Source organism: Streptomyces sp. WMMC500, assembly GCF_027497195.1.
GTDB lineage: Bacteria > Actinomycetota > Actinomycetes > Streptomycetales > Streptomycetaceae > Streptomyces.
Map to the genome: position 1 here is coordinate 7,157,875 of NZ_CP114905.1, position 24,768 is coordinate 7,182,642.

The window sequence follows — 24,768 nt, forward strand, 5'->3', positions numbered from 1 at the left end:
CGCGGGCGTACGGGGAGCCGGCGTGAGCGAGTTCGACGGCAGGGCCGTGACCGTCGCGGGGCTCGGGGTCAGCGGCGGCCCCGCCGCCCGCGCGCTGCACCGGCTCGGCGCGCGGGTGACCGTCGTCGACGGCGCCGACCACGAGCGGGCCCGGGCGCAGGCCGCGGAGCTGACACCGCTGGGCGTGACCGTACGCCTCGGTGACGGCGACACCCTGCCCGAGGGCACCGACCTGGTGGTCACCACGCCCGGCTGGAAGCCCTCCGCCCCGCTGTTCGCCGCCGCGGCGGCGGCCGGCGTGCCCGTCTGGGGCGACGTGGAGCTGGCCTGGCGGCTGCGCGGCCCGTCGCCGGCGGGCCGGCCGCCCGCCGACTGGCTGGCGATCACCGGCACCAACGGCAAGACCACCGCGGTGAAAATGCTCGCCGCCATGCTCGAGGCCGCCGGGCTGCGCACCGCCGCCGTCGGCAACATCGGCGTCCCGCTGGTCGACGTCGTCACCGGCCACGGCCCGTACGCGGACCTCGACGTGCTCGCCGTCGAGCTGTCCAGCTACCAGCTTCACTGGGCGCCGTCGGTGCGCGCCCACTCCGCCGCCGTCCTCAACCTCGCGCCCGACCACCTCGACTGGCACGGCTCCATGGAGGCGTACGCGGCCGACAAGGGCCGTGTGTACGCGGGCAACCGGGTGGCGTGCGTCTACAACGCCGCCGACCCGGTCACCGAGGAACTGGTGCGCGCGGCCGACGTCGAGGAGGGCTGCCGCGCGGTCGGGTTCACCCTCGGCGCCCCCGCCCCCGGGCAGCTAGGCGTCGTCGACGGGCTGCTGGTGGACCGGGCGTTCGTGCCGGACCCGCAGCGCGCGGCGCAGGAACTGGCCGCCGTCACCGACGTCCGGCCGCCCGCCCCGCACAACGTCGCCAACGCGCTTGCCGCCGCGGCCCTCGCGCGGGCGTACGGCGTCGAACCCGCGGCCGTACGCGAGGGGCTGCGCGCCTTCCGGCCCGAGCCGCACCGCATCGCACACGTCGCCGATGTCGGCGGCGTGACCTACGTGGACGACTCCAAGGCCACCAACACCCACGCCGCCGAAGCCTCCCTGGCCGCGTACGACGGCATCGTGTGGATCGCCGGCGGGCTGGCCAAGGGCGCCACCTTCGACGACCTCGTCGCGGGCGCGGCGAAGCGGCTGCGCGGCGCGGTACTGCTCGGCCGGGACCGGGCGCTGATCGCCGGTGCGCTGGCGAAGCACGCGCCGGAGGTGCCGGTGGTGGACCTCGACAGGACCGACTCCGGGGCGATGGCCGCGGCCGTCGCCGCGGCGGCGCGGCTGGCCCGGGAGGGCGACACCGTGCTGCTGGCGCCGGCCTGCGCGTCGATGGACATGTTCACGAACTACAACGTGCGCGGCGACGCCTTCGCCGCCGCGGTGAACGACCTGGCCTCCGGCCGGGCTTAGGGCCTGCCCCCGGACTCGGTCCTGCCGCCCGCGGGCGGGTGGCCGACGACGGGCCGGGGGCGCCCGGCGCCCCGATGTGACCGGCGCACCGTCGCGTCGTGCCCCCGGGCGGGGCGCCGGCGTGGCAACCTCGTTGCCCATGGGCGGAGTGCGGTGCCACCGAGGAGACGGCGGATGAGCAGAGCGGACCAGGAGCGGCGCGCGCGGCGACCGGCCGCCGCGCGCGGTACGGCGTCGAAGCCCCCGCCGCGGTCGGCCCGCGCCCGGTCCCGTACCGGCACCGCGGAACGTCCGGCCCGCCGCCCGGGCGCGGGCCCGGACGGAGTGCGCCGGCTCGCGCGCCGCGTACGCCGGGCTTGGGACCGGCCGCTGACCGCGTACTACCTGCTGCTCGGCGGCAGTCTGCTGATCACCGTGCTGGGCCTCGTGATGGTCTTCTCCGCCTCCCAGATCGAGGCGCTCAACAGCGGCCTGGCGTCCACGTACTACTTCCGCAAGCAACTCGTCGCCGCCGCCCTCGGCACCGTCCTGCTGCTCGCCGCCTCCCGGATGCCGATCCGGCTGCACCGCGCGCTCGCGTACCCGATACTGGCGGTCTCGCTGTTCCTGATGGCCCTGGTGCAGGTGCCCGGGATAGGGCATTCGGTCAACGGCAACACCAACTGGCTGAACTTCGGCGGCCCGTTCCAGTTGCAGCCCAGCGAGTTCGGCAAGCTGGCGCTGGTGATGTGGGGTGCCGACCTGCTGGCGCGTAAACAGGACAAGAAGCTGCTCACCCAGTGGAAGCACATGCTGGTGCCGCTGGTGCCCGCCGCGCTGCTGCTGCTCGGCCTCATCATGCTCGGCGGCGACATGGGCACCGCGATGATCCTCGGCGCGATCCTGCTGGGCCTGCTGTGGGTGGCCGGCGCCCCGACCCGGCTGTTCGCCACCGTCATCGCGGTCGCCGCGACGCTGACCGTCGTGCTGTTCACCTCCAGCCCGCACCGCATGGACCGGCTGCGCTGCATCGGCGCCACGGAACCGGGCCCCGGGGACGTCTGCTGGCAGGGCCTGCACGGCATCTACGCCCTCGCCTCCGGCGGCTGGTTCGGCTCGGGGCTCGGTGCGAGTATGGAAAAATGGGGCGAACTCCCGGAACCGCACACCGACTTCATCTTCGCCGTGACCGGGGAGGAACTCGGCCTGGCGGGGACGCTGTCGGTGCTGGCACTCTTCGCGGCTCTAGGCTATGCGGGTATCCGCGTGGCCGGACGTACGGAGGACGCCTTCGTAAGGTATGCCGCGGGGGGCGTGACCGCCTGGATCATGGCGCAGGTCGTGATCAACATCGGCGCGGTCCTGGGGTTGCTGCCCATCGCCGGCGTCCCGCTCCCGCTGTTCTCCTACGGAGGGTCCGCCCTGCTGCCGGCGATGTTCGCCGTGGGGTTGCTGATCGCGTTCGCGCGCGAGGAACCGGCGGCGCGGGCGGCGCTGGCCATGCGGCCCGCGGGGGTGCTGCAGTCTGCTAGAAGAGTGCTCGCCGGAAACAGGCCGGAGAGCACGGCCAACACGGCCAACAGAGCCACGACAGCCAGGAAAACAAGGTGACGGACCGCCGGCGGGCGGCCGTCGCGGAGAGCGGTGAAATTCGGTGCATGTCGTACTCGCCGGTGGGGGGACCGCCGGCCACATCGAGCCCGCGCTCGCCCTCGCCGACGCCCTGCGCAGGCAGGACCCGACGGTGGGCATCACGGCGCTCGGTACCGAGCGCGGCCTGGAGACCAGGCTGGTCCCGGAGCGCGGCTACGAACTGGCGCTGATCCCCGCGGTCCCCCTGCCGCGCAAGCCCACGCCCGAGCTGATCACCGTCCCCGGACGGCTGCGCGGGACCATCAAGGCCGCCGAGGAGGTGCTGGAGCGTACGAAGGCCGACTGCGTGGTCGGCTTCGGCGGCTACGTCGCCCTGCCCGGATACCTCGCGGCCAAGCGCCGCGGCGTGCCGATCGTGGTGCACGAGGCCAACGCCCGCCCCGGGCTTGCCAACAAGATCGGCTCGCGCTACACGAAGTTCGTCGCCGTCTCCACGCCCGACAGCAAGCTGCGGCACGCGAACTACATCGGCATCCCGCTGCGCCGCTCCATCGCCACCCTGGACCGCGGCGCGGCACACCCCGAGGCGTGCGCCGCGTTCGGGCTCAACCCCAACCTGCCGACGCTGCTGGTCTCCGGTGGCTCGCAGGGCGCCCGGCGGCTGAACGAGGTCGTCGAGTCGGTGGCGCCGCACCTGCAGCGCTCCGGCGTGCAGATCCTGCACGTCGTCGGGCCGAAGAACGAACTGCCGCAGGTCGACAATATGCCCGGCATGCCGGCGTACGTTCCGGTGCCGTACGTGGACCGCATGGATCTCGCCTACGCCGCCGCCGACATGATGCTCTGCCGCGCCGGCGCGATGACGGTCGCGGAACTGTCCGCGGTCGGGCTCCCGGCCGCGTACGTCCCGCTGCCCATCGGCAACGGCGAGCAGCGGCTCAACGCCCAGCCGGTCGTCAAGGCGGGCGGCGGGCTGCTCGTCGACGACGCGGAGCTGACGGCGGATTGGGTGCGCCGGGAGGTGCTGCCCGTCCTCACCAACCGCCAGCGGCTGCACGAGATGTCCTGGGCCGCCGCGGAGTTCGGCCGGAGGGATGCCGACGAACTCCTCGTCGGCATGGTGTACCAGGCCGTGGAGGGCCGGCGGGGATCATAGGGCGGTCGGTCTCACCACACCAGGCAGGGGGTACGGGATGGCCGGAGCGGTCCGCGAGAAGGCGGCGGCCGGCCGCGAGGAGCGCGGCGGCGGCGCCGGACCGGGCAGCCCGCCCGGCGGCCGGCGGCCGGGCGGGGACCGGGGCCGGCGGCTGCGGCTGCCGGGCCGCCGGGTGCTGATCTCCGTGCTGCTCACGGTGGTCGTGCTCGGCGGGTTCTCCGGCTGGGCCCTGTACGGCTCGCACTGGCTGCGGGTGGAGCAGGTGACGGTCTCCGGCACGGACGTGCTCGGCGCCGAGGAGGTGCTGGACGCCGCCCGGATCTCCGAGGACGTGCCGATGGCCACCGTCGACCCGGACGCCGTCGAGGCGCGGCTGGCGGCGGAGTTGCCGCGTATCGACACCGTCGACGTGGACCGCACCTGGCCGCACCGGATCGAGGTGCGGGTCACCGAGCGGCAGCCCGCGGTGCTGTTGCGCGAGGGGGAGTCGTTCGTGGAAGTGGACGACGGCGGCGTGCGGTTCGCCACGGTCCGCACGCCGCCCCGGAACGTGCCGATAGTGGAGATGCAGGTGGCGGAGTCACCGAGCCTGGACCGCTTCGGCCGGCAGCGGCTGCGGGAGAGCGCGGTACGGGTCGCGGGCGCGCTCTCCGAGAGCGTGCGCCGCGACACCCGTACCGTCCTTGTGCGTTCATATGACTCCGTCACCCTGGAGCTGACCGGCGGGCGTACGGTCCTGTGGGGCAGCGCGGAGCGCGGCGCGGCGAAGTCGAAGGCCCTCGCGGCGGTGATGAAAGCGGAGCGCGATGCGCGGTACTTCGACGTGAGCGTTCCCAGCGCCCCCGCGGTGTCGTCGAGTTGACGCACATATGCGCAGTTCAGACCCCCCGTGCGGGGCCGCAACGCCTGATCACATAGGGTGAAAAGAAAAACGGGAGGTTCGGCGTGTTCATTGAACGCGGAAGCCTTGTCGACTTAGTGTCTCGTTCCAAGAGTCCAGGTACGGGATGCTGCGGGAACCCTAAACTTCACGCTTAGGGTTCGACCGGCGTTCGGGGACCCCCACAAACGGCAGACGTAACTCGAGGCGAGAGGCCTTCGACGTGGCAGCACCACAGAACTACCTCGCGGTCATCAAGGTCGTCGGTATCGGCGGCGGTGGCGTCAACGCCATCAACAGGATGATCGAGGTCGGTCTCAAGGGCGTCGAGTTCATCGCGATCAACACCGACGCGCAGGCACTGCTGATGAGCGACGCGGACGTCAAGCTCGACGTCGGTCGCGAGCTGACCCGCGGACTCGGCGCGGGCGCCAACCCGGATGTCGGCCGCAAAGCCGCCGAGGACCACCGGGAGGAGATCGAGGAGGTGCTGAAGGGCGCCGACATGGTCTTCGTCACGGCCGGCGAGGGCGGCGGCACCGGCACCGGCGGCGCGCCCGTGGTGGCGAACATCGCCCGCTCGCTGGGCGCGCTCACCATCGGCGTCGTGACCCGCCCGTTCACCTTCGAGGGGCGGCGCCGCGCGAACCAGGCCGAGGACGGCATCGCCGCGCTGCGCGACGAGGTCGACACCCTCATCGTGATCCCGAACGACCGGCTGCTCTCGATCTCCGACCGCCAGGTGAGCGTGCTCGACGCCTTCCGCTCCGCGGACCAGGTGCTGCTCTCCGGTGTCCAGGGCATCACCGACCTGATCACCACCCCGGGCCTGATCAACCTGGACTTCGCTGACGTCAAGTCCGTGATGTCGGAGGCGGGTTCCGCGCTCATGGGCATCGGCTCGGCGCGCGGGGACGACCGCGCGGTGGCCGCGGCCGAGATGGCGATCTCCTCGCCGCTGCTGGAGGCGTCCATCGACGGCGCCCGCGGCGTGCTGCTGTCCATCTCCGGCGGCTCGGACCTCGGCCTCTTCGAGATCAACGAGGCCGCCCAGCTCGTCAGCGAGGCGGCCCACCCGGAGGCGAACATCATCTTCGGCGCGGTGATCGACGACGCCCTCGGCGACGAGGTGCGCGTCACGGTCATCGCCGCCGGCTTCGACGGCGGCCAACTGCCCTCGAAGAACCGGGACAAGGTCCTCGGCTCGTACAGCGGGCGCGACGAGTCCCCGGCCGAGCCGGCCGTGGACACCGCGCTCTCCCGGTCCGCGGAGCCGGAGCGGCCCGCGTTCAGCGGCCTCGGCTCCCTCTCCGGCGACGGCGCGGACGACGGCACCCCGGCGCCCGTGCCGTCGCCCGCCACGCCGCAGGTGCCGGCGGCCCGGCCGTACCAGGACAGCGAGGCCGAGGAGCTGGACGTGCCGGACTTCCTCAAGTAGCCGACCGGCTGATCGCGTAGCGTACGACCCGTGATAGGGCAGACATATACGACAGGCGGCGCTCACTTCGCCTTCACCGACCGGTGGGGCGGCGTGAGCGCCGCTCCGTACGCGGAGCTGAACCTCGGCGGCGCCGCGGGCGCGGACAAGGCAGAGGCGGTGGCGGTCAACCGCGAGCGCGCCGCCCGCTCGCTCGGCGTGGAGCCCGCGCGGGTCGTGTGGATGCACCAGGTGCACGGGCGCGACGTGGCGGTCGTGGACGGGCCCTGGGGCGACGCGCCCCCGCCCGCCGTGGACGCCGTCGTCACCCGCGCCCGCGGCGTGCCGCTCGCCGCCCGCGGCGCCGACTGCGTGCCGCTGCTCCTCGCCGACCCCGCCGCCGGGGTGGCGGGCGCCGCGCACGCCGGGCGGCCCGGGATGGTCGCCGGGGTGGCCGGGGCCGCGGTCGAGGCGATGGCCGGGCTGGGCGCCGACCCGGCGCGGATCGTCGCCCACCTCGGCCCGGCCGTCTGCGGCCGCTGCTACGAGGTCCCCGCGGCGCTGCGCGAGGAGGCCGCGGGGCAGGTGCCGGCGGCGCGGGCGACGACGAGTTGGGGGACGCCGGCACTGGACATCCGTGCGGGTGTGGTCGCGCAGTTGGAAGCGCTGGGTGTGGGAATGATCACAGTGTCGGAGGTGTGCACGCTGGAGTCCGGGGACCACTTCTCGTACCGGCGCGAGGGTGCCACGGGCCGGCACGCGGGATACGTCTGGCTGGACGGGGAATGATGGCCGAGTTCGCGGGGGACGGCGGGGTGCCGGAGGCGGAGGACGGGGAGCGCCGGGGCGAGTTGGCGGCGAACCTGGCCCGCGTGGAGGAACGTATCGCCGGCGCGTGCGCCGCGGCGGGCCGCAAGCGCGAGGAGGTCACGCTCGTGGTCGTGACCAAGACCTATCCCGCGAGCGACGTGCTGCTGCTGGCGGACCTGGGCGTACGGCACGTGGCCGAGAACCGCGACCAGGAGGCGGCCGGCAAGGCCGCCCGGTGTGCGGAGCGGGGCGCTGATGCGCTGCTCACGTGGCACTTCGTCGGTCAGTTGCAGACCAACAAGGCGCGCTCCGTGGCGCGCTACGCGGACTACGTGCACTCGGTCGACCGCCCGCGGCTGGTCACCGCGCTCGCCGCCGCGGCGGAGCGCGAGGGCTGCGAGCTGGGGTGTCTGCTGCAGGTGGCGCTCGACAGGGACCTCGACAGGGACCTCGACAAGGAAGCGGTGTCCGGCGAGGATTCCGGCAGCGGTGCGACGGCGGACCGCGGCGGCGTCGCGCCCGCTGACGTCCCGGCGCTGGCGGACGCGGTGGCGGCGGCCCAAGGGCTGCGGCTGAGCGGGGTGATGACGGTCGCGCCGCTGGCCGGGGCCTACGCGGGGCGGCAACGGGCGGCGTTCGAGCGGCTGATGGAAATCTCATCCCGCCTGCGCGTGGCGCATCCGGCTGCAACCATGGTCTCGGCAGGGATGAGCGGTGACCTGGAGGAGGCAATTTCCGCAGGAGCGACACACGTACGCGTCGGCACCGCGGTACTCGGAGTCCGGCCTCAGCTCCGGTAACGTCGCCAAGCGAGTCGGACGACAGTAGAAAATAAGCTTCATTCCCGGTCAATTCAGGCAGGGCAGTGTGGATCACGTCACCTGCGAGGGTCGATCCACCGCAGAGCGGAGGGCGTAGAGCATGGCCGGCGCAATGCGCAAGATGGCGGTCTACCTCGGCCTCGTGGAGGACGATGGGTACGACGGCCCGGGGTACGACCCCGACGACGAGTTCGAGCCGGAGCCCGAGCCCGAGCGACGCCACCGCAACCAGGTTCCGCAGCCGCCCCAGCAGGAGGAGCCGCCCCGGGCGATCGCTCAGCCGCCGGCGCAGCGGGATCGGCCCATGGACCGGGAGCCCGCGGGGCGTTCACCCGGACTCCTGCCCGAATCGGGGCGTTCGGGGCGAATCGCTCCCGTGTCTTCCATCACACCTGACCGTCCCAGCCTGGAGAAGAGCGCCCCGGTGATCATGCCCAAAGTCGTGTCCGAGCGGGAGCCTTACCGGATCACGACGCTCCACCCGCGTACGTACAACGAGGCACGTACCATCGGGGAACACTTCCGCGAGGGTACGCCTGTGATCATGAACTTGACCGAGATGGACGACACGGACGCGAAGCGACTTGTCGACTTTGCGGCTGGACTCGTCTTCGGCCTGCACGGCAGCATCGAGCGCGTGACCCAGAAGGTGTTCCTGTTGTCGCCTGCTAACGTCGATGTAACAGCGGAGGACAAGGCCCGCATCGCAGAGGGCGGGTTCTTCAACCAAAGCTGAGCCAAGCAACACTGTGCGAGCGGCCAAGGGGCCGGAACGCGAAGGGGAGAGGACCACAGCGAGATGGACGTCGCGCTTCAAGTGATCTACATCGCGCTGTTCGTTTTCCTGATCGTGCTGATCTTCCGGTTGATCATGGACTACGTGTTCATGTTCGCCCGCTCCTGGGAGCCGGGCAAGCCCATGGTGGTGTTGCTTGAGGGCGCCTACACGGTCACGGATCCACCACTCAAGCTCCTGCGGCGGTTCATTCCGCCACTGCGTCTAGGGGGCGTGGCGCTGGACCTGTCCTTCTTCGTCCTGATGATCATCGTCTACATCCTGCTCACCGTGGTGGGCGGAGCGAGGTGACGATGAAGCAGGGCGGAGAGTGTCGATATGCCGATGTCGCCGATGACTACGTTGAGGTGAAGAAATGCCGCTGACCCCCGAGGACGTGCGGAACAAGCAGTTCACGACCGTCCGACTCCGAGAGGGCTACGACGAGGACGAAGTCGACGCGTTCCTCGACGAGGTCGAGGCCGAACTGACCCGGCTGCTCCGCGAGAACGAGGACCTGCGGGCCAAGCTGGCCGCGGCGACCCGGGCTGCCGCGCAGAACCAGGGGATGCGCAAGGGCCCCGACCCGCAGGACCGCCCCGGTCCCCCCGGACACGGTGGTCCGGTGCCCGCCGCCATATCGGGCCCGCAGCCGGTGCCGCCGCAGCAGATGGGCCCGCCGCAGGGCGGTCCGCCTCAGTTGCCTTCCGGCGCACCCCAGCTGCCCGCAGGTCCCGGCGGCATGGGCCCCGGCGGTCCGGGTGGTCCCGGCGGCCCCGGTGGTCCCGGTCACGGCCCGCACGGCCCCGGCCCGATGGGTCCCGGCCCCGGCGGCCCCGGTCACGGCCCGCACGGCCCCGGCCCGCACGGCGGTCCCCCGCAGCAGCACCTGGGCGGCCCGCCGCAGCAGCACGTCGGCGGCCCCCCGCAGCAGCACGGCGGCCCCGGCCCGCAGCAGGGCGGTCCCGTCGGCGGCGACAGCGCCGCCCGGGTGCTGTCGCTGGCCCAGCAGACCGCCGACCAGGCGATCGCCGAGGCCCGCGCCGAGGCCAACAAGATCGTCGGTGAGGCCCGCAGCCGCGCCGAGGGTCTGGAGCGCGACGCGCGTGCCAAGGCCGACGCCCTGGAGCGGGACGCGCAGGAGAAGCACCGCGTGGCGATGGGCTCCCTGGAGTCCGCGCGCGCCACGCTGGAGCGCAAGGTCGAGGACCTGCGCGGCTTCGAGCGCGAGTACCGCACGCGGCTGAAGTCGTACCTGGAGTCCCAGCTCCGCCAGTTGGAGAACCAGGCGGACGACTCGCTCGCCCCGCCCCGTACGCCCGCGGCGGCCTCGCTGCCCGCGGCGGCGCCCGCGCCGGCGCCCTCCATGGCCCCGGCCGGTGCCGGCGCCATGAGCGGCCCCCCGAGCATGGGCGGCGGCACGATGGGAGGCCAGCAGGGCATGCCGACCCGGCAGCCGCCGGCCGGTGGCCCGTCGTACGGCAGCCAGCAGCAGATGTCCCCGGCCATGACGCAGCCCATGGCGCCGGTGCGCCCCCAGGGCGGTCCGATGCAGCAGCCGCCGTCGCCGATGCGCGGCTTCCTCATCGACGAGGACGACAACTGAGCACGGCCTGACGGCCGTCGGCATATCGCACTGGGCCGGGTCCCGCGGAACGCTCGCCGCGGGACCCGGCCCTGTGCGTGCCCCCGCTACGGAGCCGGAGCCCCCGCGGCGCGGGTGCGGAACGGGAACGGCGCCCGCCCCTGTCTCACGGGGGCGGGCGCCGTCTTTGCGGGGCGGGGTCAGGCCCGTACGAGCCGGAACGTCAGGGACAGCGGCTCGTCCGTGAACGGCTCGCCGTAGCCCTCGGCCTCGGCCGTCCCGCCCGCGGCGAAGTCCGTCGCGAGGACCTCCTCCGCGATCAGCCCGGCGTGGTCCGTGAGCGCCTGGCGGACCTCGGCGTCGGTCGTGGACCAGCGCAGCCGGATCCGGTCCGCGACGTCCAGGCCGGAGTTCTTCCGCGCGTCCTGGACCAGCCGGATCACGTCCCGGGCCAGGCCCGCGCGGCGCAGCTCCGGCGTGATCTCCAGGTCCAGCGCCACCGTCGCGCCCGCGTCGGAGGCCACCGACCAGCCCTCCCGCGGGGTCTCCGTGATGATGACCTCCTCCGGGGAGAGCGCCAGGGTCTCCCCGCCGACCTCCACCGTCGCGCTGCCGCGGTCGCGCAGCGCGGCCGACAGGGCCGCCGCGTCCGCCGCCGCGACGGCCCTCGCCACGTCCTGCACCCGCTTGCCGAACCGCTTGCCCAGCGCGCGGAAGTTGGCCTTCGCGGTGGTGTCCACCAGCGAGCCGCCGGCCGTGCCGCCGGTGGCCTCGGAGAGGGTCGCCAGCGTCGTGACGTTCAGCTCCTCGGCGATCTGCGCGCGCAGTTCGTCCGGCAGCGTCGCGAAGCCCGCGGCGGCCACCAGCGCCCGCGACAGCGGCTGGCGGGTCTTCACGCCGGACTCCGCCCGCGAGGCCCGGCCGAGCTCCACCAGGCGCCGTACGAGCTGCATCTGCCGCGACAGCTCCGGGTCGAACGCCGCCGGGCCCGACCCGGCCGGCTCCGGCCAGGCCGCCAGGTGCACCGAGGCCGGGGCGTCGGGCACGACGGGCACCACCAGGTCCTGCCAGACGCGCTCGGTGATGAACGGGACCACCGGGGCCAGCAGCCGCGTCACGGTCTCCAGCACGTCGTGGAGCGTGCGCAGCGCCGCCTTGTCGCCCTGCCAGAAGCGCCGCCGGGAGCGGCGCACGTACCAGTTCGACAGGTCGTCGACGAAGGCGGACAGCAGCTTGCCGGCGCGCTGGGTGTCGTAGCCGTCGAGGGCGTCCGTCACCCGGGTCGTCAGCGCGGCCAGCTCGCCGAGCAGCCAGCGGTCCAGCAGCGGCCGGTCCGCGGGCGCCGGGTCGGCCGCCGAGGGCGCCCAGCCGGCGGTGCGGGCGTACAGCGCCTGGAACGACACCGTGTTCCAGTACGTCAGCAGGGTCTTGCGCACGACCTCCTGGATCGTCCCGTGGCCGACCCGGCGGGCCGCCCATGGCGAGCCGCCGGCGGCCATGAACCACCGCACCGCGTCGGCGCCGTGCCGGTCCATGAGCGGGATGGGCTCCAGGATGTTGCCCAGGTGCTTGGACATCTTGCGGCCGTCCTCGGCGAGGATGTGCCCGAGGCAGACCACGTTCTCGTAGGAGGACTTGTCGAAGACGAGCGTGCCGACGGCCATCAGCGTGTAGAACCAGCCGCGGGTCTGGTCGATGGCCTCGCAGATGAACTGCGCGGGGTAGCGGGTCTCGAAGACGTCCTTGTTCTTGTACGGGTACCCCCACTGGGCGAAGGGCATCGAGCCGGAGTCGTACCAGGCGTCGATGACCTCGGGCACCCGCTCCGCGCGCAGCGCGCAGCCGTCGGCGGTGCAGGGGAAGGTGACCTCGTCGATGTACGGGCGGTGGGGGTCCAGGGACGACTGGTCGGTGCCGGTCAGCTCGGTCAGCTCGGCCAGCGACCCGACGCAGGTGAGGTGGTCCTCGGCGCAGCGCCAGACGGGCAGCGGGGTGCCCCAGTAGCGGTTGCGGGACAGGGCCCAGTCGATGTTGTTGTTCAGCCAGTCGCCGTAGCGGCCGTGCTTGACGGAGTCCGGGTGCCAGTTGGTCCGCTCGTTCTCGCTCAGCAGGGCGTCCTTGACGCGGGTGGTGCGGATGTACCAGGACGGCTGCGGGTAGTAGAGCAGCGGCGTGTGGCAGCGCCAGCAGTGCGGGTAGCTGTGCTCGTACGGCTCGTGGCGGAAGAGCAGGCCGCGCGCGTCGAGGTCGGCGACCAGCGTCTCGTCGGCCTTCTTGAAGAACTGGCCGCCGACGAGCGGCAGGCCCTCGCCGAAGGTGCCGTCCGCGCGTACCGGGACCTCGACCTCGATGCCGTACTGCCGGGAGACCTTGAAGTCGTCCTCGCCGAACGGGGCCTGGTGGACCAGGCCGGTGCCGTCCTCGGTGGTGACGTAGTCGGCGTTGACGACGTAGTGCGCGTCGGAGAGGTCGACGAGGCCGAAGGGCGGCCGGTACGTCCAGCGCTCCATCTCGGCGCCGGTGAACGACTGCCCGGTGGTCTCCCAGCCCTCGCCCAGCGCCTTGCCGACCAGCGGCTCGGCGACGACGACCTTCTCGGTGCCGTCGGTGGCGACGACGTAGGTGACGTCCGGGTGGGCGGCGACGGCGAAGTTGGCGGTCAGCGAGAACGGCGTGGTGGTCCAGATGACCAGCGCCGCCTCGCCGGCCAGCGGGCCGGAGGTGAGGGGGAAGCGGACGTAGACCGAGGGGTCGACCACGGTCTCGTACCCCTGCGCCAGCTCGTGGTCGGACAGGCCGGTGCCGCAGCGCGGGCACCAGGGGGAGACGCGGTAGTCCTGGACGAGCAGGCCCTTGTCGTAGATCTGCTTCAGGGACCACCAGACGGACTCCACGTACTCGGAGTTCATCGTCCAGTACGCGTCGTCCAGGTCGACCCAGTAGCCCATCCGCTCGGTCAGCTCGGCGAAGGCGTCCGTGTGCCGCTGGACCGAGGCGCGGCACTTGTCGTTGAACGCGGCGATGCCGTACGCCTCGATGTCCTGCTTGCCGTTGAAGCCCAGCTCCTTCTCCACGGCCAGCTCCACCGGCAGCCCGTGGCAGTCCCAGCCGGCCTTGCGGGCCACGTGGTAGCCGCGCATGGTGCGAAAGCGCGGGAAGACGTCCTTGAAGACGCGCGCCTCGATGTGGTGCGCGCCCGGCATGCCGTTCGCGGTGGGCGGGCCCTCGTAGAAGACCCACTCGGGCCGGCCCTCGGACTGCTCCAGGGAGCGGGCGAAGACCTTCTGCTCGCGCCAGAAGTCGAGCACGGCGTGTTCGAGGGCGGGCAGGTCGACCTGGGCGGGTACCGGGCGGTACAGGGGCGTGGTCATCGGGGACTCTTCCTCCGGCTGGCGTGCTGACGGCCGAACCGGAGGGACGAGAGCCGGGGCTCCCGCGGTACCACCCTCCTTGGCGGCGGAGCGCGCGCCGCACGCCCACCGCCCCCTCATTGGGGCAGCGCTGCCGGTTCTACTCGCCCGGGGGCTTTCCTCCGGCGGCTCCGGGGTGATCTTCGCTCCGCGCACGCCGCCCGGGCTCACACCGTCCCCGGGTCGCTCCTCGGCTGCGTACGGAGGTACTCGTCCCCATCCACGCCTGTCGCTGCCGACAGTGTACGGCCACGGGCCGTGCGCCGCCGACAGGGTTTCCGCGGCGGCCGGCGCTGGGCCGTTCGGCCCAGCCCCGGCAAACCGCACGGGCGAGCGGAAGCCCGGGATTACCCGGCGCGGGGCTGGGCACAACGTTTTGAGACCGGTCAGCCATGGCGTGCCCTGTTGCCGCGGACCCAGTGTCGATTTATCGTTCCGGCACCGTTCGCGAACAAGATCACAATATGTGAAGGGGTCCCGGCCATGGTTGCGAAGAAGACCGCGCCGGCGGCGGAGAAGTCCACAGCGAAGAAGACCACGGCGAAGGCGGCGAAGAAGACGGCGAAGAAGGCGCCGGCGAAGAAGGCCGCCGCGGGCCGGGCCCCGGCGAAGGCCGCGGGGGAGCGGGCGGCGAAGAAGCAGGCCCCGCGGAAGCAGGCCACGAAGAAGGCCGCCAAGCAGGCCACGAAGGCGGCCACGAAGACGGCCGCGAAGGCCGCCACGAAGGCGGCCGCGAAGAAGGCCACGAAGAAGGCCACGAAGAAGCAGGCCACGAAGAAGACGGGGAAGAAGGCGGCGGGGAAGAAGACGGCGGCGACCGCGGGGGCGGCCGGTGGCGCCGCCCCCGCGAAGAAGTCGCCGCCCGCGAAGAAGGCCGCGGCCGGGAAGGCACCGGCCGCACGGACCGAGCCCGCGAGGAAAACCGCGGCACGGGCCGCCGCCCCGGCGCGGAAGCCGGTGCAGAAGGCGGCGGCCAAGAAGACGTCCGCCAGGACGTCTCCTGGGAAGAAGACGGGAGCCAAGACGGTGGTCGCAAAGAAGACGCAGGTGGTGGAGGCCCCGGTGGCCGAGGCGGCGGGCGGGACGGCAGCTCCGGCCGAGCCGGGCGAGCTGGCCGTGCGTCCGGGGGAGGACCCCTGGACTCCCGAGGAGGTCGCGGAGGCCCGGCAGGGCCTGCTGGACGAGGTCGCGAGCCTGCGCTCGGAGATCCGCGCCTCCGAGGAGGCCGTCAGCGGCCTGATGCGCGACTCCGGCGGCGGCGCCGGGGACGACCAGGCCGACACGGGGACGAAGAACATCTCGCGCGAGCACGAGATGGCGCTCGCCGCGGGCGCCCGGGAGCGGCTGGTGCAGACCGAGCGCGCCCTCGTACGGCTCGACGACGGGACGTACGGGCGCTGCGAGTCCTGCGGCAAGCCGATCGGCAAGGCCCGCATGCAGGCGTTCCCGCGGGCCACCCTGTGCGTGGAGTGCAAGCAGCGGCAGGAGCGCCGCTGAGGGGTCGCCGGAGGCGCTGACGGGGCCGGTGGGCGGCGGTTACGGGCTGTGGTGCGACGGCTCGTACGGGTGTGTCGTACGCTCGACCCCAGTCAGCGCACCGGAGGGCACACGTGACAGAGGCGGAGCGGATCAGCGGGGACGCCACGGAGCCCCGCGGGCAGGACGAGGGCGCCTCCGCGGCGGACGAGAAGGCCGTGGCCGACGGCCCCACCGACCCGGCTGACCCGGCCGACCGGGCCGCCCCGGCCGGCAGCGCCTCCCAGACCGACACGGACGGCAAGGCGAGGCCCGGAGAGGCCGAAGGCGGCGCGGCACAAGCGGCGCCGCGCGGCCCCCGGCGCATCGGCGTGCTCCTCGGCGTCGCCGCCCTCGTCTACGCCCTCGACCTCGTCACGAAGCTGATCGTGGTCGCCGAACTGGAGCCGGACAACCGCTCCGTCGAGGTGGTCGGCGACCTGCTGCGCTTCCAGGTCGTCCGCAACGCGGGCGCGGCGTTCGGCATCGGCGAGTCGATGACCGTCATCTTCACGCTGATCGCCGTGATCGTCATCGGCGTGATCGCCCGGCTGGCGCGCAAGCTCTACAGCCTGCCCTGGGCCATCGCCCTCGGCCTGCTGCTCGGCGGCCCGCTCGGCAACCTCACCGACCGCCTCTTCCGCTCCCCGGGCTTCTTCAAGGGCCACGTCGTGGACTTCATCGCCCCCGAGCACTTCGCGGTGTTCAACCTCGCGGACTCCGCGATCGTCTGCGGCGGCATCCTCATCGTGGTCCTGTCCTTCCGCGGCCTCGACCCCGACGGCACCGTCCACCGCGGCTGACCGGGGCGCCCGTACGCGCCTGCGATACTTCCCGGGTGAGTACCGTGCCCGAGATCCGCACCCTGCCCGTACCCGACGGCCTCGAAGGCGAGCGGCTCGACGCCGCGCTCGCCCGGATGTTCGGGTTCTCCAGGACCAAGGCCGCCGAACTGGCCGGCGCCGGCAAGGTCCTCGTCGACGGGCGGGAGGCGGGGAAGTCGGACCGGGTGACGGCCGGGGCATGGCTGGAGGTCGAGATGCCGGCGCCCGCCGCACCGGTGCGGGTCGTCGCCGAGCCGGTGCCCGGGATGACCGTCGTCTACGACGACGAGCACGTGGTCGTCGTGGACAAGCCCGTCGGCGTCGCCGCCCACCCCAGCCCCGGCTGGAGCGGGCCCACGGTCGTCGGCGGCCTGGCCGCCTCGGGGTACGCCATCTCCACCTCCGGCGCCGCCGAGCGGCAGGGGGTGGTGCACCGGCTGGACGTCGGCACCTCGGGGCTGATGGCGGTGGCCAAGTCGGAGCGCGCGTACACGCTGCTGAAGCAGCAGTTCCGGGAGCGCACGGTCGACAAGCGCTACCACGCGCTGGTCCAGGGCCACCCCGACCCGCTGAGCGGCACCATCGACGCGCCCGTGGGCCGCCACCCCGTGCACGACTACAAGTGGGCCGTCGTCGCCGACGGCAAGCCCAGCGTCACGCACTACGACCTCGTGGAGGCGTTCCGCGCCGCCAGCCTGCTCGACATCAAGCTGGAGACCGGCCGCACCCACCAGATCCGCGTGCACATGTCCGCCCACCGGCACCCGTGCGTCGGCGACCTCACCTACGGCGCCGACCCGGTGCTCGCCCGGCGGCTCGGCCTGGACCGGCAGTGGCTGCACGCCGTCAGGCTGGGCTTCGAGCACCCCGAGGACGGCCGGTGGGTGGAGTTCGCCTCGGAGTACCCCGAGGATCTGCGGCGGGCCCTGGACACCGTACGGGCGGAGAGCGCCTGACGGCCGCGGCGGCGCCGCTGTCCGCGCCCTACGGCAGCCCGACGCCCGGGGCCTGCGCGGTGGCCCCGCCCCGCGGCGCCTGCGCCGTCATCACCTTCGGCAGCGCGTACGGGTGCTTCTCCCGCAGCCAGCCGATCAGCTCCTCGCGCACCATGCAGCGCAGGTCCCACAGCGCGTCCGCGTCCCGCGCGGTGGCCAGCGCCCGCACCTCCATCGTGGTCGGCGTGGTGTCCGTGACCACCAGGCTCCAGCCGCGCCCGTCCCAGTGCGCGCACCCGAGCAGCACCTCGTGCAGCCGCTCGCGCAGCGCGCGCACCGGCGTGGAGTGGTCCAGGTGGAAGTAGACCGTGCCGGTCAGCTCGGACCCGCCGCGCGACCAGTTCTCGAACGGCTGGCTGGTGAAGTACGACACGGGGATGGTGATGCGGCGCTCGTCCCAGGTCTTCACGGTCAGGAACGTCAGCGTGATCTCCTCGACCGTCCCCCACTCGCCCTCGACGACGACCGTGTCGCCGATGCGCACCAGGTCGCCGAAGGCGATCTGCAGCCCCGCGAAGAGGTTGCCGAGCGTCGACTGCGCGGCGATGCCCGCGATGATCCCGATGACGCCCGCGGACGCGAGCATCGAGGTGCCCACCGTCCGCATCTGCGGGAACGTCAGCAGCATCGAGGCCGCCGCGACCGTGCAGATGACGAACACCACCACGCGCTGGATCAGCGTGAGCTGCGTGCGCACCCGCCGGCGGCGGGCGGAGTCGCGGGCCTTGGCCTTGTAGCGGTGGTACGTCAACTCCACCGCGACCGCGACGACCTTCGTCAGCAGCCACGCCACCGACGCGATCAGCAGCAGCGCCAGCACCCGGGTGAGCACCGTGCGGCTGTCGTCGCCGTGGGTCAGCTCCGTCCGCTCGTACGTGCCCAGCAGGATCGACGTCAGGATGGCGAGCTGCAACGGCACCCGGCAGCTTCGCAGCAGGCCCCATATCGGGGTCTCGGGGTGCCGGGCGTCGGCGCGGCGCAGCAGCAGGTCGACCACGACCCCGGCGATCGCGGTGACCGCCACGGCACCGCCGATGACCAGGACGGGCCGGAGCACATCCTCGGTGGACACGTGAGCCTCCTTCGAACGCGGACCTTCCCGACCGTATCTGCCACGATGGGCGCATGACGATTCTGCTTTTCCACTCCGTTCACGGAGTGCGTCCGGCCGTGCACGCGACGGCGGAGCGCTGGCGCACCGCCGGGCACGAGGTGGTCGTCCCCGACCTCTTCGACGGCCGCACGCCCGCGACGGCGGAGGAGGGCAGGGAGGTCAGGGACGCGATCGGCACGGACGAGCTGCTGGCGCGGGCCGTCAAGGCCGCGGCGCCGTACTCGGCGCGCGGGGTGCTGTACGCGGGGCTCTCGCTCGGCGGGGCACTGGCGCAGAACCTGGCGCTCGCCGACGCGCACGCGCGGGGGCTGCTGCTGATGCACGGCACGTCCGACGTCGCGGACGGGGCCACGGCCGCCGCCGGGGAGCTGCCGGTGCAACTGCACGTGGCGGACCCCGACCCGTACGAGACGCACGACTGGCAGACGGCCTGGTACCTGCGGATGGGCCGGGCCGGCGCCGACGTGGAGGTCTTCCGCTACCCGGGCGCGGGGCACCTGTTCACCGACCCCGACCTGGCGGACTACGACGCGGAGGCGACGCAGTCCGCCTGGCGGGTGGCGGATGCGTTCGTGGCGGAGCTGGACGAGCGCTCCGCCACGTGACCCGGGGGGCGGGGGTTCCTACGCGCCCAGCTTGTCCAGCTCGGCCGGGAGCAGGTTGGTCTCGACGTTCTTACCGTCGATCTTGATCGTCGGCGTGCCCTCGATGCCGGCGTCGTCGAAGCTGGCGATCATCTGCAGGGCCCACTTGTCGAACGTGCCCTTGTTGACGTTCTTCTGGAACTCCTTGTTGCCCTTCAGCTCGTCGACGTTCTTGGCGACGTCCAGCAGGTACTCGTTGTCGGCGAACTTGTCCTCGGCCTCCGGCGGGTGGTGCTCGGCCGAGTAGAGCAGCCCGTGGTACTCCTTGAACGCCTCGGTGCTGACGTCGAGGGCCGCGCCCAGGGCGCTGGCGGCGTTCTTGGAACCGTCGCCGCCGAAGTTGCCGTCGATGATCGCGCCGAGGTGGACGCGCAGTTGGTACTTGTCGTCCTCGGCGCCCTTCTTGATCCGCTCGCCCAACTGCTGCTCGAACTGCGCGCAGGCGGGGCAGCGCAGGTCCTCGTAGACGTCGATGGTCTTCTCGGCGTCCTTGCCGCCGAGTACGACGGTGGTGCCGTCGTCGCCCTCGGCGTTCGCCGGCTGGACCAGCTTGGCGTTCTTCGCGGCGCCCCAGTCCTTGTCGCTGCCGTCGTCGCCGCCGAGGGCGGAGACGGCGACGACGATGCCGCCGATGACGGCAAGCACGCCGACGACGGCACCGCCGACGAAGAGCTGCCGGCGCACCTTCTCCTTCTTGGCCTGCTTCTCGCGCTCGACGCGCAGCCGCTCGCGCGCGGCCCGCTTGGCTTCCTGACTGTTTCGCTTGCTCATGGTGGGAGGTCCTCGTCGGTTCGGGGTGGCTGTGTCCGTGCGTGTGCGGCGGAGCTGCCGGATCAGGCAGCGGCCGGGCACGGCGGGCCACGCCGCAGGACCGAGTGCAGCAGGTGCGGCTGCGGGCGGACGGCTCGGGTACGGTCCGAGCGGCGGCCGGGGAGGCCGGTGCTCCGTACCGGGGCGACGGTGACGATCGCGACGGCCAGCAGCAGCGGCCGGAAGGCGACGGCCGCGGCGGCGCGCAGCAGCCCGGCCAGGGCCACCTCACCGCGGCGCAGCCAGGCGGCGGCGGCCAGGCCGACGCCGACGTGGCCGGCGAGCAGCAGCCACGGGCTGGCGGCGGTGCCGGCCAGGGCCTCGCCGCGGGCGGTCATCCGGACCAGAGGGGTGCCGAACTCGCCGGAGCAGAGCAGATCGAGCCCCAGGGAGCGCATGGAGCCGGCGACCGGGCCGCCGGACTGCCCGTAGCAGGTGTGCTGGCCGGTGGTGAAGACCGTGTCCGCCGCCAGCTCCAGCGGCACGAGCAGGGCCGCGATGCTCCAGTAGCCGCGCTCGCGGCGGCCTGCGAGCAGGTAGGCGACGACGAAGACGCCGGCGGAGACCGCGGCCAGCATGCCGATCGGCAGGGGGTTGGCGGACAGCAGCACGTGGGCGCCCGCGGACAGGCTGATGCACAGCGCGGTGAAGACCGCCGCGCGCATCACCCTGATCGTTACGGCCGCATGTTCCATCGGGCGCGATTCTGCCATGGCGGAGGGTAAACCGCGGCTAAAGGGGAGGCCCCGCTTCGCTCCGGCCGGGAGCCGCGGTGTCAGTGCCGCGTCCTAGACTTCCCAGCGTCCTGCCCGAGCCCTCGCGCCCGTCGCCTGCTGGAGGTCCTCCGCCGTGGCCAAGCCGCCTTTTACGCATCTGCATGTGCACACGCAGTATTCGCTGCTGGACGGGGCGGCGCGGTTGAAGGACATGTTCGCGGCGTGTCGTGAGATGGGGATGTCGCATATTGCGATGACGGATCACGGGAATCTGCACGGTGCGTATGACTTTTTCGCGCAGGCGACGGCGGCGGGGGTGACGCCGATCATCGGGATCGAGGCGTATGTGGCGCCGGAGTCGCGGCGGAACAAGCGGAAGGTGCAGTGGGGGCAGCCGCATCAGAAGCGTGATGACGTGTCGGGTTCTGGTGGGTATACGCACAAGACGATCTGGGCGTCGTCGCGTACGGGGCTGCACAATCTGTTCCGGTTGTCGTCGGATGCGTACAAGGAGGGGTGGCTGCAGAAGTGGCCGCGGATGGACAAGGAGGTGATCGCGGAGCATGCGGAGGGGTTGATCGCTTCTACGGGGTGTCCGTCGGGTGAGGTGCAGACGCGGTTGCGGCTGGGGCAGTTCGACGAGGCGCTGGCGGCGGCGGCGTGGTATCAGGAGGTGTTCGGGAAGCAGCGGTATTTCCTGGAGTTGATGGATCACGGGATCGAGATCGAGCGGCGGGTGCGGGACGGGCTGCTGGAGATCGGGCGGAAGCTGGGGATTCCGCCGCTGGTGACGAATGACTCGCATTACACGTATGCGCAGGAGGCGGGGGCGCATGATGCGTTGTTGTGTATTCAGACGGGGAAGAACCTGTCGGATCCGGATCGGTTCAGGTTCGACGGGACGGGTTATTACCTGAAGTCGACCGAGGAGATGTATGCGGTCGATTCGTCGGATGCGTGGCAGGAGGGGTGTGCGAACACGCTGCTGGTGGCGGAGCAGATCGACACCGCGGGGTGGTTCGAGAAGCGGGACCTGATGCCCAGGTTCGAGGTCCCCGACGGCTACACCGAGGTCACCTGGTTCCAGGAGGAGGTCCGCCGCGGCATGGCCCGCCGCTACCCCGGCGGTGTCCCCGAGGACCGCCAGAAGCAGGCGGGGTACGAGATGGACGTCATCATCCAGATGGGGTTCCCGGGGTACTTCCTGGTGGTCGCGGACTTCATCATGTGGGCGAAGAACAACGGGATCGCGGTGGGTCCGGGGCGTGGTTCGGCGGCGGGTTCGATCGTGTCGTACGCGATGGGGATCACGGACCTCGATCCGATCGAGCACGGGCTGATCTTCGAGCGGTTCCTGAATCCGGAGCGGGTGTCGATGCCGGATGTGGACATCGACTTCGACGAGCGCAGGCGGGCGGAGGTGATCCGCTATGTGACGGAGAAGTACGGTGCCGACAAGGTCGCGATGATCGGTACGTACGGGACGATCAAGGCGAAGAACGCGATCAAGGACTCCGCGCGGGTGCTCGGCTATCCGTACGCGATGGGCGACCGCATCACCAAGGCCATGCCCGCCGACGTGCTCGGCAAGGGCATCCCGCTGTCCGGCATCACCGACCCCGACCACCCCCGGTACTCCGAGGCCGGCGAGGTCCGCGGCCTGTACGAGAACGAGCCGGACGTGAAGAAGGTGATCGACACCGCGCGGGGCGTGGAGGGCCTGGTGCGGCAGATGGGGGTGCACGCGGCGGGTGTGATCATGTCCAGCGAGCCGATCGTGGACCACGTCCCGGTCTGGGTGCGGCACACCGACCAGGTGACGATCACGCAGTGGGACTACCCGACGTGCGAGTCGCTCGGCCTGCTGAAGATGGACTTCCTGGGCCTGCGGAACCTGACCATCATGGACGACGCCGTCAAGATGGTGAAGCAGAACAAGGGCCGGGAGATCGAGCTGCTCTCCCTGCCGCTCGACGACCCCACGACCTTCGAGTTGCTCGGCCGCGGCGACACCCTCGGCGTCTTCCAGTTCGACGGCGGGCCCATGCGCTCCCTGCTGCGCATGATGAAGCCCGACAACTTCGAGGACATCTCCGCGGTCTCGGCGCTGTACCGGCCGGGCCCCATGGGCATGAACTCGCACATCAACTACGCGCTGCGGAAGAACGGCCAGCAGGAGATCACCCCGATCCACCCGGAGCTGGAAGAACCGCTCAAGGAAGTCCTCGACATCACCTACGGCCTGATCGTGTATCAGGAGCAGGTGCAGAAAGCCGCGCAGGTGCTCGCCGGCTATTCGCTGGGACAGGCGGACCTGCTGCGGCGGGCGATGGGCAAGAAGAAGAAGGAAGTCCTCGACGCCGAGTTCGTCAACTTCCAGAAGGGTGCCCGCGAGAAAGGCTACAGCGACCAGGCGATCCAGGCCGTCTGGGACGTCCTGGTCCCGTTCGCGGGTTACGCGTTCAACAAGGCGCACTCCTCCGCGTACGGCCTCGTCTCCTACTGGACTGCGTATCTCAAGGCGAACTATCCGGCCGAGTACATGGCCGCGCTGCTGACGTCCGTGCGCGACGACAAGGACAAGTCGGCGATCTATCTCAACGAGTGCCGGAAGATGGGCATCAAGGTGCTCCCGCCGGACGTCAACGAGTCGGACGCGAACTTCACTCCCCGCGGTGATGACACGATCGTGTTCGGCCTGACCGCCGTGCGCAACGTCGGGCAGAACGTCGTGGATTCGATCGTTCGCAACCGCAAGGCCAAGGGGCGCTACGCGTCGTTCCCCGACTTCCTCGACAAGGTCGACGCCGTCGTGTGCAACAAGCGCACCGTCGAGTCGCTGATCAAGGCGGGCGCGTTCGACGCCCTCGGCCACACCCGCAAGGGCCTCACCGCGCAGTACGAGCCGATGATCGACAACGTCGTGTCGGTCAAGCGGAAGGAGGCCGAGGGGCAGTTCGACCTCTTCGGCGGCATGGGCGACGAGGCGGCGGCGGACGAGCCGGGCTTCGGGCTCGACGTGCAGTTCACGGACGAGGAGTGGGAGAAGTCGTATCTGCTCGCCCAGGAGCGGGAGATGCTCGGGCTCTACGTCTCCGACCACCCGCTGTTCGGCATCGAGCACGTGCTGGGGGACAAGGCGGACGCCGCCATCGCCGCGCTCAACGGCGGTGAGCACGCGGACGGGGCGATCGTCACCATCGGCGGCATCATCTCGGGGCTGCAGCGGAAGATGACCAAGCAGGGCAACGCCTGGGCCATCGCCACCGTCGAGGACCTCGGCGGCTCCATCGACTGCATGTTCTTCCCGGCCACCTACCAGTTGGTCTCCACCCAGCTCGTCGAGGACGCGATCGTCTTCGTCAAGGGCCGGCTCGACAAGCGCGAGGACGTGCCCCGGCTGGTCGCCATGGAACTCGCCGTCCCCGACCTCTCCGAGGTCTCGGCGAACGCGCCGGTGACGATCACGATCCCCACGGTCAAGGTCACCCCGCCGCTGGTGGAGAAGCTGGGCGAGGTGCTGTCGCAGCACCGCGGCGGCACGGAGGTGCGCGTGAAGCTCCAGGGCTCCCGCACCACCACCGTGCTCCGCCTCGACCGCCACCGGGTGACGTCGGACCCGGCGCTCTTCGGCGATCTGAAGGCCCTGCTCGGCCCGTCCTGTCTGGCGGGCTGACGGGCGTGGGCGGGCGCGCCCGCGAGGGGCGCGCCCGCCGGTCCGTGTTCAGTTGTGACCGAAGCGCTTCTCCCTGTGCTTCTGGGTCTTGTTGCTGCCGGAGCCGGGGTTCACCGCCTCGCTGACCTGGTCGGGCGGCGGCCCGCCCGCCGGAGTGGCGGAGTCGGCTCCCGCACGTTCCTCCGGCGGGGCGGCGGCGCGGTCGTTCTGGCGGTTCCTGTTCTTACGGCTCATGGGGCTCACCGCTCCCCGAGCCGGGCACGCCGCTCGGCGTCGCCCGCGGGCGACTCGGCCCGGCGGTCGCCCTGCGGCGCGGTCTCGTCCGGGGACTGCGGCCGGCCGCGGTTCGGTATGCCCGCGGGCGACCCGGCGTACTTGTCCCGGTGGGAATGCTGTTGCTGCTGCTTCTCGCGGTTCTTGCGCTTACCCATCACTGATCCTTTTCAGGCGCGGTCCCCCGCGGAGATCACCTTCGCACGGCCTGAGATGCCTCGCATGTCGGATAATTACCGTGCGTAGTACGCGCTGTTCACGACCGGCCATCCGGGTCCGCCACGCCGATGATCGATGCCCTGCTGTTAACCACCCC

At 71.9% G+C, this 24,768-nt stretch carries 21 protein-coding genes; 15 read left to right on the forward strand and 6 right to left on the reverse strand.

Annotation, left to right across the window (positions count from 1 at the left end; genetic code table 11):
* The first annotated feature begins 22 nt into the window (after positions 1–22).
* The 10 genes from murD to O7599_RS30880 all read left to right on the forward strand — a co-directional run bounded on the left by murD (position 23) and on the right by O7599_RS30880 (position 10,496).
* Complete coding sequence (gene murD / locus O7599_RS30835) at positions 23–1,459, forward strand: UDP-N-acetylmuramoyl-L-alanine--D-glutamate ligase (protein ID WP_281618886.1); 1,437 nt, start codon at positions 23–25, stop codon at positions 1,457–1,459.
* A 174-nt stretch (positions 1,460–1,633) separates the two neighbouring features.
* On the forward strand, positions 1,634–3,049 hold the full coding sequence (ftsW, locus tag O7599_RS30840; RefSeq protein ID WP_281618887.1) for a putative lipid II flippase FtsW: 1,416 nt from the start codon (positions 1,634–1,636) through the stop codon (positions 3,047–3,049).
* A 43-nt stretch (positions 3,050–3,092) separates the two neighbouring features.
* Positions 3,093–4,187: an undecaprenyldiphospho-muramoylpentapeptide beta-N-acetylglucosaminyltransferase gene (murG, locus tag O7599_RS30845; protein WP_281618888.1), complete on the forward strand. Its 1,095-nt coding sequence runs from the start codon at positions 3,093–3,095 to the stop codon at positions 4,185–4,187.
* A 37-nt stretch (positions 4,188–4,224) separates the two neighbouring features.
* Complete coding sequence (locus tag O7599_RS30850; RefSeq protein ID WP_281618889.1) at positions 4,225–5,049, forward strand: FtsQ-type POTRA domain-containing protein; 825 nt, start codon at positions 4,225–4,227, stop codon at positions 5,047–5,049.
* A gap of 241 nt (positions 5,050–5,290) precedes the next feature.
* Positions 5,291–6,505: a cell division protein FtsZ gene (gene ftsZ / locus O7599_RS30855; RefSeq protein ID WP_281618890.1), complete on the forward strand. Its 1,215-nt coding sequence runs from the start codon at positions 5,291–5,293 to the stop codon at positions 6,503–6,505.
* Between the two features lie 30 nt (positions 6,506–6,535).
* On the forward strand, positions 6,536–7,273 hold the full coding sequence (pgeF, locus tag O7599_RS30860; RefSeq protein WP_281618891.1) for a peptidoglycan editing factor PgeF: 738 nt from the start codon (positions 6,536–6,538) through the stop codon (positions 7,271–7,273).
* The gene (locus O7599_RS30865) at positions 7,273–8,094 is read left to right on the forward strand and encodes a YggS family pyridoxal phosphate-dependent enzyme (RefSeq protein ID WP_281623586.1); all 822 of its coding nucleotides are present in this window, start codon (positions 7,273–7,275) and stop codon (positions 8,092–8,094) included. Before pgeF ends, O7599_RS30865 begins: the two co-directional genes overlap by 1 nt.
* Before the next feature lie 121 nt (positions 8,095–8,215).
* Positions 8,216–8,851 (forward strand): cell division protein SepF, encoded by a 636-nt coding sequence (gene sepF / locus O7599_RS30870; protein WP_281618892.1) that lies wholly within the window; start codon positions 8,216–8,218, stop codon positions 8,849–8,851.
* Positions 8,852–8,914: 63 nt separating this feature from the next.
* On the forward strand, positions 8,915–9,202 hold the full coding sequence (locus tag O7599_RS30875) for a YggT family protein (RefSeq protein WP_281618893.1): 288 nt from the start codon (positions 8,915–8,917) through the stop codon (positions 9,200–9,202).
* Between the two features lie 64 nt (positions 9,203–9,266).
* The gene (locus O7599_RS30880; RefSeq protein WP_281618894.1) at positions 9,267–10,496 is read left to right on the forward strand and encodes a DivIVA domain-containing protein; all 1,230 of its coding nucleotides are present in this window, start codon (positions 9,267–9,269) and stop codon (positions 10,494–10,496) included.
* Positions 10,497–10,675: 179 nt separating this feature from the next.
* Here the strand turns inward: O7599_RS30880 and ileS are convergent, their stop codons facing one another.
* Entirely contained in the window at positions 10,676–13,846 is a 3,171-nt protein-coding gene (gene ileS / locus O7599_RS30885; protein ID WP_281618895.1) for an isoleucine--tRNA ligase, read from the reverse strand.
* Between the two features lie 522 nt (positions 13,847–14,368).
* Here ileS and O7599_RS30890 point away from each other — a divergent pair.
* The 3 genes from O7599_RS30890 (at position 14,369) to O7599_RS30900 (ending at position 17,180) form a co-directional block, all read left to right on the forward strand.
* Positions 14,369–15,382 (forward strand): TraR/DksA family transcriptional regulator, encoded by a 1,014-nt coding sequence (locus tag O7599_RS30890; protein WP_281618896.1) that lies wholly within the window; start codon positions 14,369–14,371, stop codon positions 15,380–15,382.
* Between the two features lie 113 nt (positions 15,383–15,495).
* Complete coding sequence (gene lspA, locus O7599_RS30895) at positions 15,496–16,203, forward strand: signal peptidase II (protein ID WP_281618897.1); 708 nt, start codon at positions 15,496–15,498, stop codon at positions 16,201–16,203.
* Between the two features lie 35 nt (positions 16,204–16,238).
* The gene (locus O7599_RS30900) at positions 16,239–17,180 is read left to right on the forward strand and encodes an RluA family pseudouridine synthase (RefSeq protein ID WP_281618898.1); all 942 of its coding nucleotides are present in this window, start codon (positions 16,239–16,241) and stop codon (positions 17,178–17,180) included.
* Positions 17,181–17,208: 28 nt separating this feature from the next.
* On the opposite strand, the gene O7599_RS30905 is transcribed toward O7599_RS30900, so the two are convergent.
* Positions 17,209–18,291 (reverse strand): mechanosensitive ion channel domain-containing protein, encoded by a 1,083-nt coding sequence (locus O7599_RS30905; protein WP_281618899.1) that lies wholly within the window; start codon positions 18,289–18,291, stop codon positions 17,209–17,211.
* A 53-nt stretch (positions 18,292–18,344) separates the two neighbouring features.
* Here O7599_RS30905 and O7599_RS30910 point away from each other — a divergent pair, with 53 nt between their 5' ends.
* On the forward strand, positions 18,345–18,938 hold the full coding sequence (locus tag O7599_RS30910) for a dienelactone hydrolase family protein (protein WP_281618900.1): 594 nt from the start codon (positions 18,345–18,347) through the stop codon (positions 18,936–18,938).
* Positions 18,939–18,956: 18 nt separating this feature from the next.
* Here O7599_RS30910 and O7599_RS30915 read toward each other — a convergent pair whose 3' ends face one another.
* On the reverse strand, positions 18,957–19,748 hold the full coding sequence (locus tag O7599_RS30915; RefSeq protein ID WP_281618901.1) for a thioredoxin domain-containing protein: 792 nt from the start codon (positions 19,746–19,748) through the stop codon (positions 18,957–18,959).
* 62 nt (positions 19,749–19,810) lie between these two features.
* Positions 19,811–20,452, reverse strand: coding sequence for a hypothetical protein (locus O7599_RS30920; protein ID WP_348652637.1), 642 nt, complete (start codon positions 20,450–20,452; stop codon positions 19,811–19,813).
* Between the two features lie 184 nt (positions 20,453–20,636).
* Here O7599_RS30920 and dnaE point away from each other — a divergent pair, with 184 nt between their 5' ends.
* Positions 20,637–24,179: a DNA polymerase III subunit alpha gene (gene dnaE, locus O7599_RS30925; protein WP_281618903.1), complete on the forward strand. Its 3,543-nt coding sequence runs from the start codon at positions 20,637–20,639 to the stop codon at positions 24,177–24,179.
* A gap of 48 nt (positions 24,180–24,227) precedes the next feature.
* On the opposite strand, the gene O7599_RS30930 is transcribed toward dnaE, so the two are convergent.
* Together O7599_RS30930 and O7599_RS30935 are read right to left on the reverse strand one after the other, a co-directional pair.
* A complete protein-coding gene (locus O7599_RS30930; protein WP_281618904.1) occupies positions 24,228–24,413 on the reverse strand; it encodes a hypothetical protein in 186 nt (61 codons plus the stop codon).
* A 5-nt stretch (positions 24,414–24,418) separates the two neighbouring features.
* The gene (locus tag O7599_RS30935) at positions 24,419–24,610 is read right to left on the reverse strand and encodes a hypothetical protein (protein ID WP_281618905.1); all 192 of its coding nucleotides are present in this window, start codon (positions 24,608–24,610) and stop codon (positions 24,419–24,421) included.
* Positions 24,611–24,768 lie beyond the last annotated feature (158 nt).

Coding starts and splice junctions, on each gene's coding strand:
- O7599_RS30890 (WP_281618896.1), top strand. CDS start 14,369: ATGGTTGCGAAGAAGACCGCGCCGGCGGCGGAGAAGTCCACAGCGAAG.
- O7599_RS30875 (WP_281618893.1), top strand. CDS start 8,915: ATGGACGTCGCGCTTCAAGTGATCTACATCGCGCTGTTCGTTTTCCTG.
- O7599_RS30880 (WP_281618894.1), top strand. CDS start 9,267: ATGCCGCTGACCCCCGAGGACGTGCGGAACAAGCAGTTCACGACCGTC.
- O7599_RS30930 (WP_281618904.1), bottom strand. CDS start 24,413: ATGAGCCGTAAGAACAGGAACCGCCAGAACGACCGCGCCGCCGCCCCG.
- O7599_RS30910 (WP_281618900.1), top strand. CDS start 18,345: ATGACGATTCTGCTTTTCCACTCCGTTCACGGAGTGCGTCCGGCCGTG.
- O7599_RS30865 (WP_281623586.1), top strand. CDS start 7,273: ATGGCCGAGTTCGCGGGGGACGGCGGGGTGCCGGAGGCGGAGGACGGG.
- ileS (WP_281618895.1), bottom strand. CDS start 13,846: ATGACCACGCCCCTGTACCGCCCGGTACCCGCCCAGGTCGACCTGCCC.
- O7599_RS30915 (WP_281618901.1), bottom strand. CDS start 19,748: ATGAGCAAGCGAAACAGTCAGGAAGCCAAGCGGGCCGCGCGCGAGCGG.
- ftsW (WP_281618887.1), top strand. CDS start 1,634: ATGAGCAGAGCGGACCAGGAGCGGCGCGCGCGGCGACCGGCCGCCGCG.
- O7599_RS30920 (WP_348652637.1), bottom strand. CDS start 20,452: ATGCGCGCGGCGGTCTTCACCGCGCTGTGCATCAGCCTGTCCGCGGGC.
- O7599_RS30935 (WP_281618905.1), bottom strand. CDS start 24,610: ATGGGTAAGCGCAAGAACCGCGAGAAGCAGCAGCAACAGCATTCCCAC.
- sepF (WP_281618892.1), top strand. CDS start 8,216: ATGGCCGGCGCAATGCGCAAGATGGCGGTCTACCTCGGCCTCGTGGAG.
- O7599_RS30850 (WP_281618889.1), top strand. CDS start 4,225: ATGGCCGGAGCGGTCCGCGAGAAGGCGGCGGCCGGCCGCGAGGAGCGC.